Raw genomic sequence first — 17,897 nt, 5'->3', positions numbered from 1 at the left:
ACGGCCAGGTTCAGCTTTTTCACAGTACCAACTCCTTACGCTCGTGCTGTTTTGGTGGTTTTAGCCGGCGTTTCGGGCGTGACCGATGTGTCATTCAGTTGATCTCTGTTCAGGGCATCAACTACAATGGGCGTTGCCACAAACAGCGATGAATACGTACCGACAATGACCCCGATCAGCATCGCGAACGAGAACCCACGGATGGTTTCGCCCCCGAAGAAGAACAGAACGATCAGCACCAGCATCGTTGAAAGACCCGTTACCGCCGTCCGGCTCAGGGTGCTGTTCAAGGCGTTGTTGATGATGACGGCAATGCTTTCTTTCCGGCCTTTCGTGTCACGCAGGTACTCCCGAACCCGGTCGAAGACGACGACGGTATCGTTCATCGAATACCCCATGATGGTCAGCAAGGCACCAATAAAGGCCTGATCGATATCGAGCGAGAACGGCAGAAAACCGTTACCGATCGAGAAGATGGCCAGAATGATCAAGACATCGTGGAACAGGGCCACCACCGCGCCGTAGCCAAACGCCAGTTTCTTGAACCGGATCAGGATGTAGCCGAAAACAACCGCAACTGCCAGCAGAATGGACCACATGGCCGAGTAGATCAGGTCATTGGCAATCGCCGGCCCTACTTTCTGCGAGCTCTCCACCGACCCTTTATTACCCTGAATTTTGGCCAGACCCGCCAACAGTTTTTTCTCGGTTTCTTTATCTGATTCCGGATTGATGTCGTCCGCCAGATAGCTGGTTGTCACCCGAACCTGGCTGGCACCGCCCACGCCGGTTCCGCCATACGTTTTCACTTCCAGGGAGCCCGGCAGTTCGTTTTCCAGCGCGTTCCGCACGTCGTCGGTACTGACGCTTTTCTCAAAACGAACCACATACGACCGACCACCTTTGAAATCAACGCCCAAACCGAAGCCTTTGAAAATTACGGAAATGATCCCCAGGGCGATAATCGTCGATGAGATCGTGTAATACAGTTTCCGACGGGACACGAAATCGAAGGCCGAATCTTTGAAAAGGTTTTTCGACCAGTTGGTCCCGAACGCCAGCGTCCGGCCATTTTTCACGTACTGCTCCAGAATAATCCGGGTAATGAAGATAGCCGCGAACAGCGAGGTCAGGATCCCGATGACCAGCGTGGTGGCAAAGCCCAGAATCAGACCCGTTCCGAAGATGAACAGAATCACGCCCGTGAGCAGGGTCGTTACGTTGGAGTCGATAATTGAAGAGTAAGCATTCGTAAAACCGTCGGCAATCGCCTGTTTAAACGGTTTGCCCAACGCCAGCTCTTCCTTGATCCGCTCAAAAATCAGTACGTTCGCATCGACGGCCATACCAATCGTCAGGACGATACCGGCAATACCGGGCATGGTCAAAACCGCTCCCAGCGAAGCCATAATACCCAGCAGGAAGAACAGGTTAACAAACAGAGCAAGGTCCGCAATAAAACCGGCCCGACCATAATACACCACCACAAAAACCAGGACGATCACCAGACCGATCAGCGACGAAACCACCCCGGCCGAAACGGCTTCGGAACCCAGCGTAGCTCCAACAACGGCCTCTTCCACAATGTTGGTCGGCGCAGGCAGCTTACCGGCTTTCAGGATATTGGCCATATCCTTGGTTTCTTCGACGGTGAAGTTCCCCGAAATGCTGGAGCTCCCGTTGGGAATTTCGTTCTGCACCGTTGGGGCCGTATACACCAGGTTATCCAGGATGATCGCCACCGGACGGTTAATGTTGGCCGCCGTCAGCGTACGCCATTTACGGGCTCCTTCGGCATTCATCCGCATCGTTACTTCCGGACGCCCGCGATCATCGTAATCATTGGTAGCATCCACAATCACATCCCCTTCCAGCGGAGCTCTTCCGGCCGGTTTCCGGATGAAATATAACGGCAGAATTTCTTTGTTGTCGTTGGTAACGATCGGCTTACGATCCCACAGCAAAACCGCATCCACCGGAAACAGGGTTTTCACTGCCGGACGGCCCAGTATCTCGTTGGCCCGGGCGGTATCTTTCAGGTAAACCCCCAGCTGGTTCTGCGAAATCGGCACGAACAGACTCGTCAGGGCCGCATTTTGCGCGGCTGTTGCCGAGGTATCGGCTTTGGCGGTATCGCCTTTGGCCGGTTGGTTTTTCTGGGCCAGCTGAGCCGCCAGCGAATTATCTTTCTTCGTGGTATCCGTCGTGGCCGCCCCGGTTGTGCCGGTTTTTTGGGCAGCCGCCTGTTTGCGTTCGGCTTCCATCTGCACCAGGTAAGCGCCCAGTTGATCGAGGCCCCCGGCCACATCATTCAGCGTATATACTTCGGCAAACTCCAGTTTGGCCGCGCCCGACAACAGGCGACGAACGCGTTCGGGATTATCGACACCCGGCAGCTCGATCAGAATCCGGCCCGAACCCGGCAGCCGCTGGATGTTCGGGTTGGCTACCCCAAATTTATCGACCCGCGCCTGAATGATCTGGAACGCCCGGCTGAGTGACCCGTCGACTTCTTCGTTGATCATTTTCCGCACCTCGGCATCCGACGACTGGAAGTTGATTTTGCCCCGGTTGCCACTATTGGCGAAAATCGTTGCCAGTTTGGTATTCGGGGCAATGTCTTTGTACGCACTGATAAACAAATCCACAAATTTGGACTGGCTAGCCTTCTGATCTTCAGCAGCTTTCTTCAGCGCCTGTTCAAATTTGGGGTCACGCGTTCCGCCCGCCAGACCGCGCAGGATTTCGGCCGGAGAAACTTCCAGCACCACGTGCATACCGCCTTGCAAATCAAGCCCCAGACCCAGCTCGCGGGTGGTTACTTCTTCCAGCGTATTTCCCAGATAGACCGGCTCTTTCCAGAGCGAATCCATGTAGTGCTGTTTCCGGTCCAGATCAACGTTGCCGTTGGCCAGGGTTGCGTAGTTCGTCGCGTCTTGTTTAATGCTGTTCGACACGAACGTAAACGACAGGTAGTAAACGCATAAGAGCGTAATGACACCCGTCAGAATCAGTATTCCGACTCGGTTTTGCATTATTTATTAAAGAATAAAGAGAAAAGAGATGAGACAATAGAAAAAGAAACCGGGAAGAAGGAGAAGAAGGGCAAGCAGAGAACTGTTCCGAATGGCGGTTTTATCTTTGCTCTCTTGTCTAACTTCTCACTTCTAAAGAGAAATCAGGGCGCATTAATGGCAATGTGATGCCCGAAAACGTAGCAGAGGAACGAGAAATAAAAATACGGTATTTCAAAGAAGCGGGGAATTACCGTCTGTTTCAGTACAAAAAACAGTACTGGCGGGGGCAGCAGATAAACCGTTTGGGAGAAGCCGAACGACAGCGCGGGCGTCACTACCGCATCGAACGAGGTGGCCTGCACCACAACCTGCCGGTCCGGGTCCGCCTTTTTTTCGCTCTTCGGTGTTTGAACAGTTGGCCGGGCCGACAGTTTTTCAACAGGCAGCCACGCTGGTCCGCCCGATGCCACCAGCAGCAACAAACCGCTCAGAAAGAGGCTCATCAAACGAATCAGGTCCTTACGCTGTTGTTGCTTCATGGAGGTTAAATTCGACTCGCCGGAACGAGGGGAACAAATTTCGCAATAGTTCCGCAAGAAAGCAAATTGGTTTTTTTCAGGCATTTTTCAAGAAGTCCACTAACTTTCGCCGAAATAGTTCACAATGACATTACACGAGTTTATACAATTGGCCCTGGCCGAAGACGTTGGCGACGGTGACCACACCTCGCTTTCGACCATTCCGGCCGATGCGCAACGGCGCGCCCGGCTGCTGGTGAAGCAGGACGGAATTCTGGCGGGCGTCGCCGTAGCCGAAGCGGTTTTTCGGGAAGTTGACCCGGATCTGGAGGTTCATGTTCATCTTCAGGATGGTGCGGCTATTCATTACGGCGACATCGTCCTGACGGTCAATGGCCGGGCGCAGTCCATTCTGAAAGCGGAGCGGCTGGTGCTGAACTGCATGCAGCGCATGAGCGGCATTGCCACGCACACCCGGACGATGGTGACCCTGCTGGAAGGCACCAAAGCAAAACTACTCGACACCCGCAAAACAACCCCTAACTTCCGGGTTTGCGAAAAACTGGCGGTTCAAATCGGCGGAGCCCTCAATCACCGCTTTGGTTTGTTCGATATGATTCTGATCAAAGACAACCACATCGACTACGCGGGCGGGATCGAAGCCGCCGTGACCAAAGCCGTTGCGTACCTGCAAACCACCGGCCGTTCGTTACCGATTGAGGTGGAAGTCCGCAACCGGCGGGAAGTGGAAGAAGTGCTGCGGCTCGGCCACGTGGACCGGATGCTGCTGGATAACTTTGAACCCGCCGAACTGAAAAAAATGGTTGAACTGATCGACGGACGCGTTGTAACGGAAGCCTCGGGCGGCATTGACGAAACCAACCTGCGGGCCTACGCTGAAACCGGCGTCGATTACATCTCGTCCGGTGCCCTGACCCACCAGGTCAAAAGCCTCGACATGAGCCTAAAAGCATATTAACCGCTCTGATTGCCTCTGATATTCTCTGATCAGCTCTGTGTAATAAATTTAGGCTGTTACACAGAGCTGATCAGAGAAAACCGGAGTTTTATCAGAGTTTTTTAGCGTTTGTTTTTGTTTACTCACTATGGCAACGATCCCACTTACGTTAGAGGAAGAAATCCGGCAAATCGGCTACATCAGCCGCTCGACGCCGAAAGATAAACAGGTTTTGATGGACGAAATCCGGCGGATGAAGAAGGAGAAAAACGCCGTGATTCTGGCCCATTATTACGTCGATGGTGACATTCAGGACCTGGCCGATTACATCGGTGACAGCCTCGGTTTGTCGCAGCAGGCAGCCGCCACCGACGCCGAGATGATCGTATTCTGCGGGGTGCACTTCATGGGCGAAACCGCCAAGATTCTCTCGCCTGACAAAAAAGTCGTTATTCCCGACATGAACGCCGGTTGTTCGCTGGCGGATTCGGCCCCGGCGGATGAATTTGCGGCTTTCAAAGCGAAATACCCGGATCATATTGTGATCAGTTACATCAACTGCTCGGCCGAAATCAAGGCGTTGTCGGACATTATCTGCACCTCCTCCAATGCCGTGAAGATTGTCGAAAGTCTGCCGAAAGACCAGAAGATCATCTTCGCACCGGATGCCAACCTGGGGCGGTTTGTCGCGAAGAAAACCGGGCGGGATCTGGTGTTGTGGGATGGTGCCTGCATCGTCCACATCGACATTTCGCAGGAAAAACTGACGGCTTTGCGGCAGAAATACCCGACCGCCAAGTTCATCGCCCATCCCGAATGCCAGGAGCACATTCTAAGCCAGGCCGACTACGTGGGCTCGACCACGGCCTTGCTGAAATACGTGGTGGAGCAGCCCGACGAGGTGTTTATTGTGGGCACCGAAGCCGGGATCCTACACAAGATGAAGCAGGCAGTTCCGAACAAAAAAATCATTCCGGCCCCCGCCAGCGAAAACAACACCTGCGCCTGTTCGGAATGCCCGTACATGAAAATGAACACACTCGAAAAGCTGTACAACACGTTGTATTACGAAAAACCGGAAATCATCGTCCCGGAAGACATCCGCGTCAAAGCCGAAGCCTCGGTGTTGCGGATGCTGGAGATGAGTAAGGGGTTGTAAAACGATCTAATAATGAAAGACTTACTGGAAAAATACACACAGTTAAGTGATGATCATCAGAAAGAGGTGATTGATTTCATTAATTTCCTCCTGAATAAGCAGGTGAAAGCTAGCGTGTTTGATTTACAGGCTTACCAGCAGGAAATTCAAGCCGTATCGGTTTGGTCAGAGGACGATCTTGCTCCTATTTTGGAGGCAAAACAGAATATCAATAGCTGGAAATCTACAGAATGGTAATTGATACCAGCCTTTTTATTGAGCATCTGCGCGCTCCGGACAAGACTGTGACAACGTTGGCTACTCTTCCATCAGGAGTAGCTTTCTTTGTTTCCTCAATTACCATTTATGAACTGTACTGTGGCATCAGGCAACCCGCACACGCAGTCGATATTGAGTTATTAATCAAACGAATAACCGAATTACCTTTTGACAAGTTAGTGGCCATACAAGCGGGATTGATCTATTCTCAGTTAAAGAGAAAAAATAAAGTGATTGGCACTGGTGACATACTCATTGCTGCTACTGCGCTCGTATATAATCAGCCTGTCAAAACATTAAATTTAAAAGATTTTTCAAGAATTGACGGATTGAATTTGTTGTAATCTCCATGCCCCAACACTTCGATTTCCTTGTGATTGGTTCCGGAATTGCCGGACTGAGTTATGCCACCAAGCTGGCCATTCATTTTGAAGAAACCGGCCGGCCCGTCCGCATTGCCGTCATTACGAAGGTCCGGGCCGACGAGACCAATACCAAATACGCCCAGGGCGGGATTGCCGCCGTCTGGGCCGAAGAAGATTCCTTCGAGAAACATATCGAGGATACGATGATTGCGGGCGACTTCCTGAGCAACCGCGAGGTGGTCGAGATTGTGGTGCGGGAAGCTCCGGAGCGGATTCGCGAGTTGATCGACTACGGTACCCGCTTCGACAAGGAGGACGATGGGGACTACGACCTGGCGAAAGAAGGCGGCCATTCCGACCACCGGATTCTGCATTTCAAGGACATTACCGGGGCCGAAATCGAACGGGCGTTGCTCGAAAAAGCGCAGTCGCTGCCCGCCATCGAGATTTTTACGCACTATTACGCCGTCGATCTGATCACGCGGCACCACCTCGGCGAAACCGTCCACCGCTACGATACCGACAACCGCTGTTTCGGCGCTTATGTGCTGGATACGCAAACCGGGCGGGTGGAAATGTTTCTGGCGAAAACCACGCTGCTGGCGACGGGCGGTATTGGCAACGTTTACCAAAGCACCACCAATCCGACCATCGCGACCGGCGACGGCATTGCGATGGCCTACCGCGCCAAGTCGATCTGTAAGGACATGGAATTTATCCAGTTCCACCCGACGGCCTTATACGAGCCGGGCAAAAAACCGAGTTTTCTGATTTCGGAAGCCGTACGCGGTTTTGGCGGTATTCTGAAAAACATGAAGGGCGAAACGTTCATGGAAAACTACGACGCCCGGCTGTCGCTGGCCCCGCGCGACATTGTGGCCCGCGCCATCGACTCCGAAATGAAAAAATCCGGTGATCCGCACGTCTACCTGGACGTGACGCACTGCGATTACGAGAAATTCGTCGAGCATTTTCCCAACATCACCGCCTATTGCCTGGACAACCTGGGGATTGACATCCGGAAAGACTACATTCCGGTCGTTCCGGCGCAACATTATCTGTGCGGAGGGATTAAAGTCAACGAGTACGGCCAGACGAACATCCACTTCCTGTATGCCGCCGGCGAATGTTCCTGCACCGGTCTACACGGCGCCAACCGACTGGCATCCAATTCTTTACTCGAAGCGGTCGTCTTCGGCCACCGGGCTTTTTTGAAAACGATCGAGCATTTCCACGAAGCCGCCATTCCCAACAACCTGCCGGAATGGAACGATGCCGGAACGACACACCCCGAAGAGCTGGTTCTGGTCACCGAAATGCAGCGCGAACTGGAATCGATTATGTCGAATTACGTGGGCATTGTCCGGACCAACCGCCGGATGAAACGGGCGCTGGACCGGCTGGAACTCATTTACCTGGAGCACGAAGAACTCTACCGCCAGTCGAAAGTCTCAAACCGGATTTGCGAACTGCGCAACATGATCGAGGTGGCGTATCTGGTGATTAAAGCCGCCATGGCCCGGCACGACAACCGGGGACTGCATTACAACCTGGATATTGAAAAACCGCAAAGCAGTTAAATATCCACTTCGCCGGTTTCGGCTTCCGGTTCGGCATTCGACGGATGACCGTGCAGCACTTCGAGCAGTTCCTTGACCTGATACACCGATTTGTTGTAGCGGTTCCCCAGCAGAATGATCACAAAATCGTCTTTCGGGCTGAACCAGAACAGGCTGTTGTAGCCTTTCCACCAACCGGTATGGTAGATGTATTCCGGCTGCTTCTGCTCGTTGACGTACATCCGGAAACCGTACCCGTAATTCCGGGTGCCTTTCCGCTCAAAACTCCGGGGCAGGAAGGCTTCGGCCAGCATCGATTTCTTGAGCAGGCAGTCCCCGTTAAGGGCCTGGTACCACTTGAAAAGATCGCCCACGGTCGAGTAGATGCCCTTGTCGCCCACCACATTGTCGTAGTAATCCTTCGGAATCCGGCGGTTCCACTGATACCCCGCCGTGCGGTATTGGTTGATCGAATCGTTGCGGGTCGTCGCGACCCAGGTGTTTCGCATTCCCAGCGGTTCGAAAATATTCTTTTTGGCAAACTGGTCGAAAGGCACCCCCGTAATTTTCTCGATGATGGCCGCCAGCACGCAATAATTCGTGTTGCTGTAACTGAACGTGCGATCCGGAATGTTGTAGCGCGGGGGCGTCGGCCGCACATGGGCGAACCAGTGCATGATTTCGCCATTCGTCGGATACGGTTTTTCAAACTTGTAGAAGTTGATCCGCATACTGTCCTCAAACGCATAAGCGTAGTTGGGCAAACCGCTCCGGTGCGATAACAGGTTTTCGATGGAAATACCGTGGTACGGGAAGTCCGGGAAAAATTTCTGAACCGTATCCTTCAGGCTCAGCTTTCCGGCTTCGATCAGTTTGAGAGTGGCAACGGCGGTAAACGTTTTGGAGAGCGAGGCTAGCTGAAACTTGGAGTTTTCGTTCAGCGAATCGCGGGAGGAACGCTCAAAATGGGCCAGTCCGAACGAGCCTTTGTAGAGAACGACCCCTTTCTGCGCAATCAGAATGTTGCCATTGAAACCGGCCCGGACTTTTCCCCGAATAATTTCTTCAATTTTCCGGGTTTTCGCGTCGGCCCCGATTTCCTTCCGAATCGCCCGTTCCTCCGCAACGCTCAGCTTCTGCCCTTCGGCGCAATTGTACATTGCCTTCGCCGAACGCTTCAATTTTTTGTCCTCACTCGAATCGCACCCAACGATGATCAAAATGGCAATAATTCCCGCCCAGACTCCCGATACTCTCATTACTTTACAGTGATATGCACTCACACGAAACTGACTTACGGCTACGGTAACAAAAATACATTTTTTACCAGGACCGCAAAGGCTTTTTTATTGAACCGCCCTGACGGTAGAATCGTGGCCGGTTTTTAAGCATCGTCAGTATTTGTAATTGCTGAGTTCTTCCTTCTCCAGCTTCCCAAAGGCTTTGAGCATTTTCTGCCGGTCGAACTCCTTCTCATTGTTGGCAATAAAAATCGTCGCGACGGTATTGCCGATGATGTTCGTAATCGAGCGGGCTTCCGACATAAACCGGTCAACGCCTAGCAGCAACGCCAGCCCCTCCAGCGGAATCACATGAACCGCCGTCAGCGTGGAGGCCAGCACGATAAAACCGCTGCCCGTAACGCCCGCAGCCCCTTTCGACGTCACCATCAGAATCCCGATAATGGTCAACTCCTGCCCCAGCGTAAGATTGACATTGAACACCTGCGCCAGAAAAATCGTCGCCATCGACAGGTAAATCGTCGTACCATCGAGGTTAAACGAATACCCGGCCGGAATCACCAGCCCAACCACCGAGCGTGAACAGCCCATGTTTTCCAACTTATCCATCACCTGCGGCAAAGCCGACTCCGACGAGGACGTTCCGAAAACGATCAGCAATTCTTCCTTGATGTATTTCAAAACCGCCCACAAACTGATTCGGTAATAGCGGAGAATCAGGTTCAGCACCACGAAAATGAACAGAAACATGGTCGCATACACCGTTCCCATCAGTTTTGCCAGCGGAAAGAGCGTCGACAAGCCGTATTTGCCAATCGTAAATGCCATGCCCCCGAAAGCTCCCAGCGGAGCCAGAATCATCACCACATTCAGGATGTTGAAAAACACCCGGGAGAGTTTCTCAAACGTCTGAATCAGCGAATGCCCCCGCTCGCCCATGCGCGTCAGCCCCACGCCGAACAGCACCGAAAACACCAGTACCTGTAAAATTTCACCCTCCGCAAAGGATTTGATGGCGTTGTCGGGCACGATATGCAGGAAAAACTTGACCCAGTCCATTTCCTTGCCCTGCGAGGTGTAGGCCGAAACATCCCCGCCCTGCACGGCCGCCGTCTGTACGCCAGCCCCCGGTTTGATCACATTAGCAATCACAATCCCGATAATAAGCGCCAGCGTGGTCACGATTTCGAAGTACAGCAGCGCCTTGCCCCCCACGCGGCCCACTTTCTTCAAATCGCCCATATTACTGATTCCCAACACAATGGTCAGAAAAATAATGGGCGCAATCACCATTTTGATTAAGTTGATGAATAAATCACCAAGCGGTTTGAATTTGGCCGCCGTCGCCGGGAAAAAGTGCCCGACGATGATCCCAAGGGTAATCGCGACGAGGACGCGGAAAGTCAGGTTGTTCAGGAGTTTGCGCACAGGAATGGAGGGTTAGGCGGAGTAGGGTTACGTTTGCTGTTTTTCTAAAACCGGTTTTAATACTTTCCAGACATTATCAGCCACAATTTTGTGCCCTTCGGCCGTCGGGTGAATGCCGTCGGGCTGGTTCAGTTTCCGGATGCCGCCGACGTTTTCGAGCAGGAACGGAATGAGGGTCAGGTTATTCTTCTGGGCCAGCTCGGTAAACATGGTCTTAAACTGCTCCGAGTAGTCGGGGCCGAGATTCGGCGGAATCTGCATGCCGGCCAGCACAATCTGCGCCTGCGGGCTTTTCTGCCGGACAGTATCGATAATGGCTTGCAGGTTTTTCCGGGAATCGGCGAGCGGAATGCCGCGCAGGCCGTCGTTGCCCCCCAGTTCCAGCACAAACACATCGACCGGTTTTCGCAGCACCCAACCGATGCGGCTTTTGCCCCCCGCCGTGGTTTCGCCACTCAGACCGCCGTTCACGACCTGGTAATCAAAACCGGCTTCCTGGGCTTTCTTCCCGACCAGGGCCGGAAAGGCTTCCGAAGGGTCCAGACCATATCCCGCCGTGAGGCTGTTGCCAAAAAACAGAATCGTTTTCGTCGTACTGCTGGCTGGTTTTTCGGCCTTTTCCGCCGTTACGGCCGGTTTTTCGGCCTGCGTCTGCTTGTTTTCCGTTTTTGAATTACAGCCTGTCACCCCCGCTACCAGCAAGCACCCGAATACCCAGGCCTTGTAACTCATTGTACTTTTTAGTAAATTCATTGTTTACAAAATTTTCTGGCTCAAATCAGCGCCGACTACCAACAAAAATAAGGGGAATTTATCCATTTACCCCCATTTACTGCCCTTTATCAAATAATCCATCGACCGGGAGAAGAAAAAGACCTCGAATTGGTTATCTAACCATTCCGCTAAGCTATTGACTTATGAGCATTCTGCGTGCCGAAAATCTGACCAAAACCTACCAGAGCGGGGGCCGAACATTAACCGTTCTGAACTCCGTGAGTTTCGATATTCAAGCCGGTGACACCTTTTCTATCGTGGGGCCGTCGGGCAGCGGCAAAACCACCCTGCTGGGCCTGTGCGCCGGACTGGACCGGGCTTCGTCGGGCAGTATTTACCTGAATAACATCAAGCTGGACACCCTCACCGAAGACGAGCGGGCGGCTGTTCGTAACCAATACGTCGGGTTTATCTTCCAGAATTTTCAACTTCTGCCCACCCTGACGGCGCTCGAAAACGTAATGGTGCCGCTGGAACTGCGCGGAGAAAGGCGGGTGGAAAAAACCGCCCGGGAGTTGCTGGAGCGCGTCGGTCTGGGGCAGCGCGGGCACCACTACCCCACCCAGTTATCCGGTGGCGAACAGCAACGGGTTTCGCTGGCCCGGGCCTTTGCCAACCGCCCCAAAATTCTGTTTGCCGACGAACCCACCGGGAACCTTGACGCCGACACCAGTGCTACCGTGGTCGATCTGATTTTTGAACTCAACCGCGAAGCCGGAACCACGCTGGTGCTGGTCACGCACGACCTCGAACTGGCTTCCCGTACGCAGCGCATTATTCGCATCAAAGGCGGAAATCTGGTCTCGGATACGCTCACTGAAAACCGCCTTGCAACCAACTGATGGACCGGCCTATCCCTAAAATACAACCGCAAACCACCTCGTTTTTTGATCCGTGGTTGTGGAAAATGGCCTGGCGCGACAGCCGCCGGAGCCGCCAACGGCTGCTTTTGTTCATGTCGGCCATTGTGCTGGGCATTGCGGCCCTGGTCGCCATTAATTCATTCGGCGATAACCTGTCCCGGAGTGTCGATGAGCAGGCCCGCGAGTTGATCGGGGCTGACCTGGTGCTGACGACCAACAAGGAAGTTACCCCAAAAACCGAACTGTTTCTGGCCGGTATCAGCCCCGAACGCAGCCGGGAAGCCGCCTTTCCGTCGATGGTACTGTTTCCGCGTTCGGGTGGAGTTCGGCTCGCGCAGGTAAAAGCCTTGCAGGGGAAATTTCCGTACTACGGCGACTGGGAAACCCAGCCCGCCGATGCCGTTGCGCAGTTCCGGAAAGCAAACCAGACCCACCAGCGGATCGCGCTGGTCGATGATGCGCTGCTGGTGCAACTGAATGCCAAACCGGGCGACTCGGTGAAAGTTGGCAAGCTGCTCTTTTACGTGGCCGGTCGGGTGATGAAAACCCCCGGTCAGACGGCGGTGACGACGACGGTAGCTCCTACGGTTTTTATTCCGCACGCGCTGCTGCCGGAAACCGATCTGCTGCAACGCGGCAGCCGGGTCACCTACCGCTCATATTATCAGTTTGCCCCCGGAACAGACGTTGAGAAATTCGTCAAAAGCATCGAGTCCCGCCTGGACAAGCTGGGCATCAATTCCGATACGGTGACGGAACGCAAGGAACAAACCGGCCGGGCATTTGCCGACCTGACCAAATTCCTGAACCTGGTGGCCTTTGTGGCGCTGCTGCTCGGTTGTGTGGGCGTCGCCAGTGCTGTCCACCTGTATGTCAAGGAAAAAGTCGCGTCGGTGGCGGTTTTGCGGTGCCTGGGGGCCAGCGGTCGGCAGGCTTTCCTGATTTACCTCATCCAGACCTCGCTGATGGGTTTTCTGGGCGCACTCATCGGTGCGTTGCTGGGGTCGGTGGTCCAACTGGTGCTGCCGATGGTGTTCCAGAGTTTTCTTCCGGTCGACGTGGTGACCACCGTTTCCTGGAAAGCCGTGGCGCAGGGGGTCGGGGCCGGCCTGATCATTGCCATTCTGTTTGCGTTGCTGCCCCTGCTGGTCATCCGGAAAATTGCTCCGCTGCGGACCCTTCGCAGTTCCTACGACGAGGATGTAACCGGACGTGACCCGCTGCAATGGGTGGTTTACGGACTGATTGCGGTTTCGATTTTCGGTTTTGCGTACTGGCAAATCCGCGACTGGAAGACGGCGATCAGTTTCACGGCCGGGCTGGCGTTTGCCTTCGGTATTCTGACGGGCATTGGGCAATTGCTGATGGTGCTGGTGCGCCGGTTTTTCCCGGTTTCGTGGAGTTACATCTGGCGACAAAGCCTGGCCAATCTGTACCGCCCGCATAATCAGACACTTATTCTGGTAATTTCGATTGGGCTGGGAGCGTTTCTGATCGCAACGCTGTATCTGACGCAAACCCTGTTATTAAGCCGGGTGCAATTATCGGCCAGTGGTAATCAGGCCAATATGGTGCTGTTCGACATTCAGAACGAGCAGAAAGCCGGGGTGCAGCAACTGGTTAAAAGCCATCATTTGCCGGTGGTGCAGAACGTTCCGGTGGTGACGATGCGGCTGGCCGAAATCAACGGGCGGGGCGTCGAAGCCATTCAGAAAGACACCAGTGCCAAAATCCCCGACTGGGCGCTCACCCGCGAATACCGCGTGACGTACCGCGATACGCTGATCGCTTCCGAAAAATTAACCGACGGAAAACCGCCTTACACGGACCACCAGGGCGCCTATATTTCGGTGGAAAAAGGGTATCTGGAGCGGATGAAACTAAAGCTGGGCGATACGCTGACGTTCAACGTACAGGGCGCACTGATTCCAACCATTGTGGGCGGCACCCGCGAGGTGGACTGGAACCGGGTGCAAACCAACTTCCTGATCGTGTTTCCGACCGGTTTGCTCGAACAGGCTCCGCAGTTTCACGTCCTGATGACCCGCGTTGAAAACACGCAGCAATCCGCTCAATTTCAGCGCGATCTGGTCGCCCGTTATCCGAATGTATCGGCCATCGACCTGGGCCTGATTCTGAAAACCATTGATGAAGTGCTGGAAAAAGTTTCGTTTGTGATCCGGTTTATGGCGTTGTTCAGCATCATTACGGGCTTGCTGGTCCTGAGCAGTTCGGTGATTATCAGCAAATACCAGCGCATTCAGGAGAGCGTACTGCTGCGGACGCTGGGGGCCAACCGTCGCCAGATTCTGCTCATTACACTAATCGAATACCTGTTTCTGGGTCTGCTGGCGGCTCTTTCCGGCATCGTCCTGTCACTGTTCGGTACCTGGGGACTGGCCTATTTCGTCTTCGATGTGCCCTTTACTCCGAATTTCCTGCCGTTACTGGCCGTCGTCGGCATCGTCACCAGTCTGACCATCCTCATCGGTTTGTTCAACAGCCGGGGCGTATTGGTACGCCCACCGTTGGAAGTGCTGCGGGCCGAGGGTTAATCGATTTGAAATAAGTTACGTTCTAATCCAAAACGGAGAACCCGGTTTTGGATTAGAACGTAACAAGAAACCCACCCGGTTTTCACTCTACTTTTCTTTGACGAGCTGAACGGTTTGGGACGCCGATGGGGTCCTGACGCGCAGCAACAGCAGGCCCGCCGGGCGTCCGGTTAGCGTCAGTAGCTGTTTCTCAACGGTTTGTGCCCGTTCTATGAAACGTTCACTGATCAGTCGGCCATAGAGGTCAGTCAATTGCAGGAGCACAGTCTGACCGGCAGCCCCCCGAATGTCTACCTCCACGTTATCACCGGTAACCGGATTTCCCCGAACAACGACTTCCAGGAATCCCTCTGCTGGTGGCGCTCCCAGGCGGGCTGATGGCGTACATCGTAAGGAAATCGCAGAACCTTTAAGCGTATAGGTGCTGTTCCTGACTTTCGCACTGATCTGATGACTGACGTTGTTTCGCACAAGCGAAGGCGTTGAAAAGACGTAGCCGTGTTCGCCATTGCCTTTTTTAGCGTCTTTCAAATCCTGCCGGTAATTTTTAGCCTCCACCGTACCGATCGAAACAGTACCCGCAAAAAACTCGACGGTCAAGGGCGTATTCGGTTTATCCCGATCCCAGACCCACCCCCGCATCTCATCGCAGTTGACCACCGATAAATAGCCTTCGAAATTACCCGTGACAACGGTAGGCGGTACAACCCCGCCGGTAACTGTCAGCAGCACAGTAATGGTAACCGGGGCACTCTTGGTATCGGTGGCCGCGTAGGTCAGATTAACGCTGCCAGTTGCCGTTGGTGTTCCCGAAATGGTGCGGGTGCTGGTGTTGAAAATCAGCCCATTGGGCAGTCCCGTCAGGGTGTAGCTCAAGGCATCGCCGTTGGGATCGGTGAAGGCCGGTAGCTGCACACTGTAGGCGGTGCTGACCGTAGCCGTCAGGGCCAACACCGCTGGAGCCACCGGGGGCTGGTTGGCCGGTGGGGGGCTTGCTGGATTGACCACCAGAGTGAGGGTGACCGGAACCGGGGCGCTCTTGGTATCAGTGGCCGAGTAGGTCAGGTTAAACGTTCCCGCCGTCGTTGGCACTCCGGTTATGACTTGAGAAGTTGCATTGAACGTCAAGCCATTCGGCAGGCCCACCAGTGCGTAGCTCAGCGCATCTCCGTTAGCATCGGTGAAAACCGGCAGGGCCGCCGAGGTGTAACTTTGATTGACGGTGGCCGTCAGGGCCGAAACCACCGGAGCGACGGGAGGCTGGTTGACCGGCGGAGAAACCGCCCCCGCGCAGCTTAGCGTTTTGGGAGCCCATTTTAAAATGTACGTCGACCCCTGCACCCGCCCCCAGATCGTATGCGACTGGTTATCTTTGACTTGATCTGGCACGACAAAGCTATAGCCATGCTCGCCATTGCCTTTGTTGGCGTTCTTCAAATCCTGTCGGTAAATATTGGCCAGTGTAGAGCCAATGGGAACTGCCGTTGCAATCGCAGCACCATCCAGGAATTCAACCAGGATCGGCGTATTGGGTTTATCCCGGTTCCAGACCCACCCGGAAATCGTATTGCAGTTGACCTGATCCAGATAGCCTTCAAAGTTACCGGTGACAACCGTACTGCCCGGAGCCACCGTCAGCGTGATTGCGGCATCAGTTTTCAGCGAACCGTCAGTCGCGGAATAAACCAGCGGGAATGTACCGGATTGCGTCGGAGTCCCACTGATAAGGCGCGAGCCAGCGGAAAAGTTTAGGCCCCCAGGCAGACCCGTCAGCGCATACGTCAACGGATTCACATCGGGGTCCGTAAAAACCGGCAGGGTTATCGAGAAAGATTGCCCAACCGTTCCATTCAGCGCGTTCAGCGTTGGAGCAACCGGGGGCCGGTTCGTTGAAACCGGCGATTCGGTCGTCGTGATCCGGTACAACGTCCCCTCGTTGAAGGTAATAACATAGAGTTCGCCGTCGGCTCCTTCGCCAAAACTGATGGGATTGGCCAAGGTTGGGGTTTGCAGGATATTCTGATACGAATTATCGGCCTCCCGGCGCAGCAGCCACAGTTTTCCCTGTGAATAGTCCCCGTACACGTACCAGCCCCGCAGGGACGGATAGGCACTACCCCGGTAAACATACCCGCCCAATACGGAAGCCTCCTTGTTACCATTATTCGTAAAACCTGCATATTCGTGCAGGGGCATAACCAGATTAGTGCCGTTTTGACACTCCGCCGTCGCGTACGGATGCGCTCCTTCGTAGCAACGCCACCCAAAATTCTGGGCTACGGGCACAACCTTACTGGTATTTGCCGCCACAAAATCGACTTCTTCGTATCCATCCTGCCCGTTATCGCCCAACCAGAGATCGCCCGTTTCCCGGTCGAAACTGCACCGCCAGGGATTGCGTAGCCCCCTGGCCCAGATTTCGTCCGGAATCCCGTCATTAGGCGTCAGGTAGGGGTTCGTCGGTGGAATGGCGTAGGGCGACCCGCTGTTGACATCGATGCGCAAAATCTTGCCGTACGGTTTCTGAAGATTCTGAGCGTTTCCCAGGACATCGCCCGTTTGCCCCCGGCCCACATTTCCGTCATCACCGATAAAAATGTACAGGTAACCGTCCGGGCCAAACAGGAGTTTACCGCCCCGGTGGCCCTTGCCCGGAAACGGAAAAGTCATCAGGATCTGTTCGCTCGCCAAATCGGCAACATTCGGATTACTGCCGTTTCGGGTAAACCGGGCTAACACACCCTGGCCGTCTTTCTGGTTGAAAAAGACGTAACAATAGCCATTGCTCGTAAAATTGGGATGAAATGCAAGGCTATAAATCCCATTGTATTCGACATCAGCCAACCGACTGACCGGAATCTGGAGGAAAGGGGTTGACAACACCGCACCGGTTGTTTCGACAATCTTGATTTTACCGCCCATTTCGGCGACATACAGCCGGTTTGTTCCGGCCTGGGCCATATCGACCGGTTTCGTCAGACCGGTCACCCACGCTTGCAAACGCAGTTGGGATGTTTGGGCCCAACAACTGATAAGACTCATTCCATACAGACAGAGACTCCAGCCTAAAGTACAATACTTCTTCATGAAAGCTAGATTTAGGTATAAATAACACCCTAAAGGTCCGGCTTTCTTTCCAGAAAGACTGTCAATCTTGTGCCAAAGACTGTTAATCTTGTACCAAAATCATTCATTTAACTGT

General features: G+C 53.9%; 13 protein-coding genes. 7 read left to right on the top strand and 6 right to left on the bottom strand.

Annotated elements, in window-relative coordinates:
- Positions 1–35: 35 nt before the first annotated feature.
- Together secDF and ACFPMF_RS11640 are read right to left on the bottom strand one after the other, a co-directional pair.
- Complete coding sequence (gene secDF / locus ACFPMF_RS11645; RefSeq protein ID WP_379844779.1) at positions 36–3,035, bottom strand: protein translocase subunit SecDF; 3,000 nt, start codon at positions 3,033–3,035, stop codon at positions 36–38.
- A 143-nt stretch (positions 3,036–3,178) separates the two neighbouring features.
- The gene (locus ACFPMF_RS11640; protein WP_379844777.1) at positions 3,179–3,556 is read right to left on the bottom strand and encodes a hypothetical protein; all 378 of its coding nucleotides are present in this window, start codon (positions 3,554–3,556) and stop codon (positions 3,179–3,181) included.
- A 124-nt stretch (positions 3,557–3,680) separates the two neighbouring features.
- Here ACFPMF_RS11640 and nadC point away from each other — a divergent pair, with 124 nt between their 5' ends.
- The 5 genes from nadC (at position 3,681) to nadB (ending at position 7,855) form a co-directional block, all read left to right on the top strand.
- Entirely contained in the window at positions 3,681–4,514 is an 834-nt protein-coding gene (gene nadC / locus ACFPMF_RS11635) for a carboxylating nicotinate-nucleotide diphosphorylase (RefSeq protein WP_379844775.1), read from the top strand.
- A gap of 127 nt (positions 4,515–4,641) precedes the next feature.
- Entirely contained in the window at positions 4,642–5,652 is a 1,011-nt protein-coding gene (nadA, locus tag ACFPMF_RS11630; protein WP_379844773.1) for a quinolinate synthase NadA, read from the top strand.
- Positions 5,653–5,664: 12 nt separating this feature from the next.
- Complete coding sequence (locus tag ACFPMF_RS11625; protein ID WP_379844771.1) at positions 5,665–5,889, top strand: DUF2281 domain-containing protein; 225 nt, start codon at positions 5,665–5,667, stop codon at positions 5,887–5,889.
- Complete coding sequence (locus ACFPMF_RS11620; protein ID WP_379844769.1) at positions 5,883–6,254, top strand: type II toxin-antitoxin system VapC family toxin; 372 nt, start codon at positions 5,883–5,885, stop codon at positions 6,252–6,254. Before ACFPMF_RS11625 ends, ACFPMF_RS11620 begins: the two co-directional genes overlap by 7 nt.
- Before the next feature lie 5 nt (positions 6,255–6,259).
- Positions 6,260–7,855 carry an L-aspartate oxidase gene (gene nadB / locus ACFPMF_RS11615; protein WP_379844767.1) on the top strand — a complete coding sequence of 532 codons (1,596 nt, stop codon included), beginning with the start codon at positions 6,260–6,262 and terminating at the stop codon, positions 7,853–7,855.
- Here nadB and ACFPMF_RS11610 read toward each other — a convergent pair.
- The 3 genes from ACFPMF_RS11610 to ACFPMF_RS11600 form a co-directional block, all read right to left on the bottom strand.
- Positions 7,852–9,093 carry a serine hydrolase domain-containing protein gene (locus ACFPMF_RS11610; RefSeq protein ID WP_379844765.1) on the bottom strand — a complete coding sequence of 414 codons (1,242 nt, stop codon included), beginning with the start codon at positions 9,091–9,093 and terminating at the stop codon, positions 7,852–7,854. The two genes, nadB and ACFPMF_RS11610, sit on opposite strands and share 4 nt — an antisense overlap.
- A 135-nt stretch (positions 9,094–9,228) precedes the next feature.
- On the bottom strand, positions 9,229–10,503 hold the full coding sequence (locus ACFPMF_RS11605; RefSeq protein ID WP_379844763.1) for a dicarboxylate/amino acid:cation symporter: 1,275 nt from the start codon (positions 10,501–10,503) through the stop codon (positions 9,229–9,231).
- A 27-nt stretch (positions 10,504–10,530) separates the two neighbouring features.
- Positions 10,531–11,256, bottom strand: coding sequence for an arylesterase (locus ACFPMF_RS11600; protein ID WP_379844761.1), 726 nt, complete (start codon positions 11,254–11,256; stop codon positions 10,531–10,533).
- A 164-nt stretch (positions 11,257–11,420) separates the two neighbouring features.
- Between ACFPMF_RS11600 and ACFPMF_RS11595 the strand changes: the two genes are divergently transcribed.
- On the top strand, positions 11,421–12,119 hold the full coding sequence (locus ACFPMF_RS11595; RefSeq protein WP_379844759.1) for an ABC transporter ATP-binding protein: 699 nt from the start codon (positions 11,421–11,423) through the stop codon (positions 12,117–12,119).
- A 65-nt stretch (positions 12,120–12,184) separates the two neighbouring features.
- Positions 12,185–14,695 carry an ABC transporter permease gene (locus ACFPMF_RS11590; RefSeq protein ID WP_379845883.1) on the top strand — a complete coding sequence of 837 codons (2,511 nt, stop codon included), beginning with the start codon at positions 12,185–12,187 and terminating at the stop codon, positions 14,693–14,695.
- 87 nt (positions 14,696–14,782) lie between these two features.
- Here ACFPMF_RS11590 and ACFPMF_RS11585 read toward each other — a convergent pair whose 3' ends face one another.
- Entirely contained in the window at positions 14,783–17,782 is a 3,000-nt protein-coding gene (locus ACFPMF_RS11585) for a PQQ-dependent sugar dehydrogenase (RefSeq protein ID WP_379844757.1), read from the bottom strand.
- Positions 17,783–17,897: the final 115 nt, after the last annotated feature.

It is taken from the genome of Larkinella bovis, from assembly GCF_042655385.1.
In the GTDB taxonomy this organism is placed as follows: Bacteria; Bacteroidota; Bacteroidia; order Cytophagales; family Spirosomataceae; genus Larkinella; species Larkinella bovis.
This window is presented reverse-complemented; position numbering and strand designations above follow the sequence as displayed.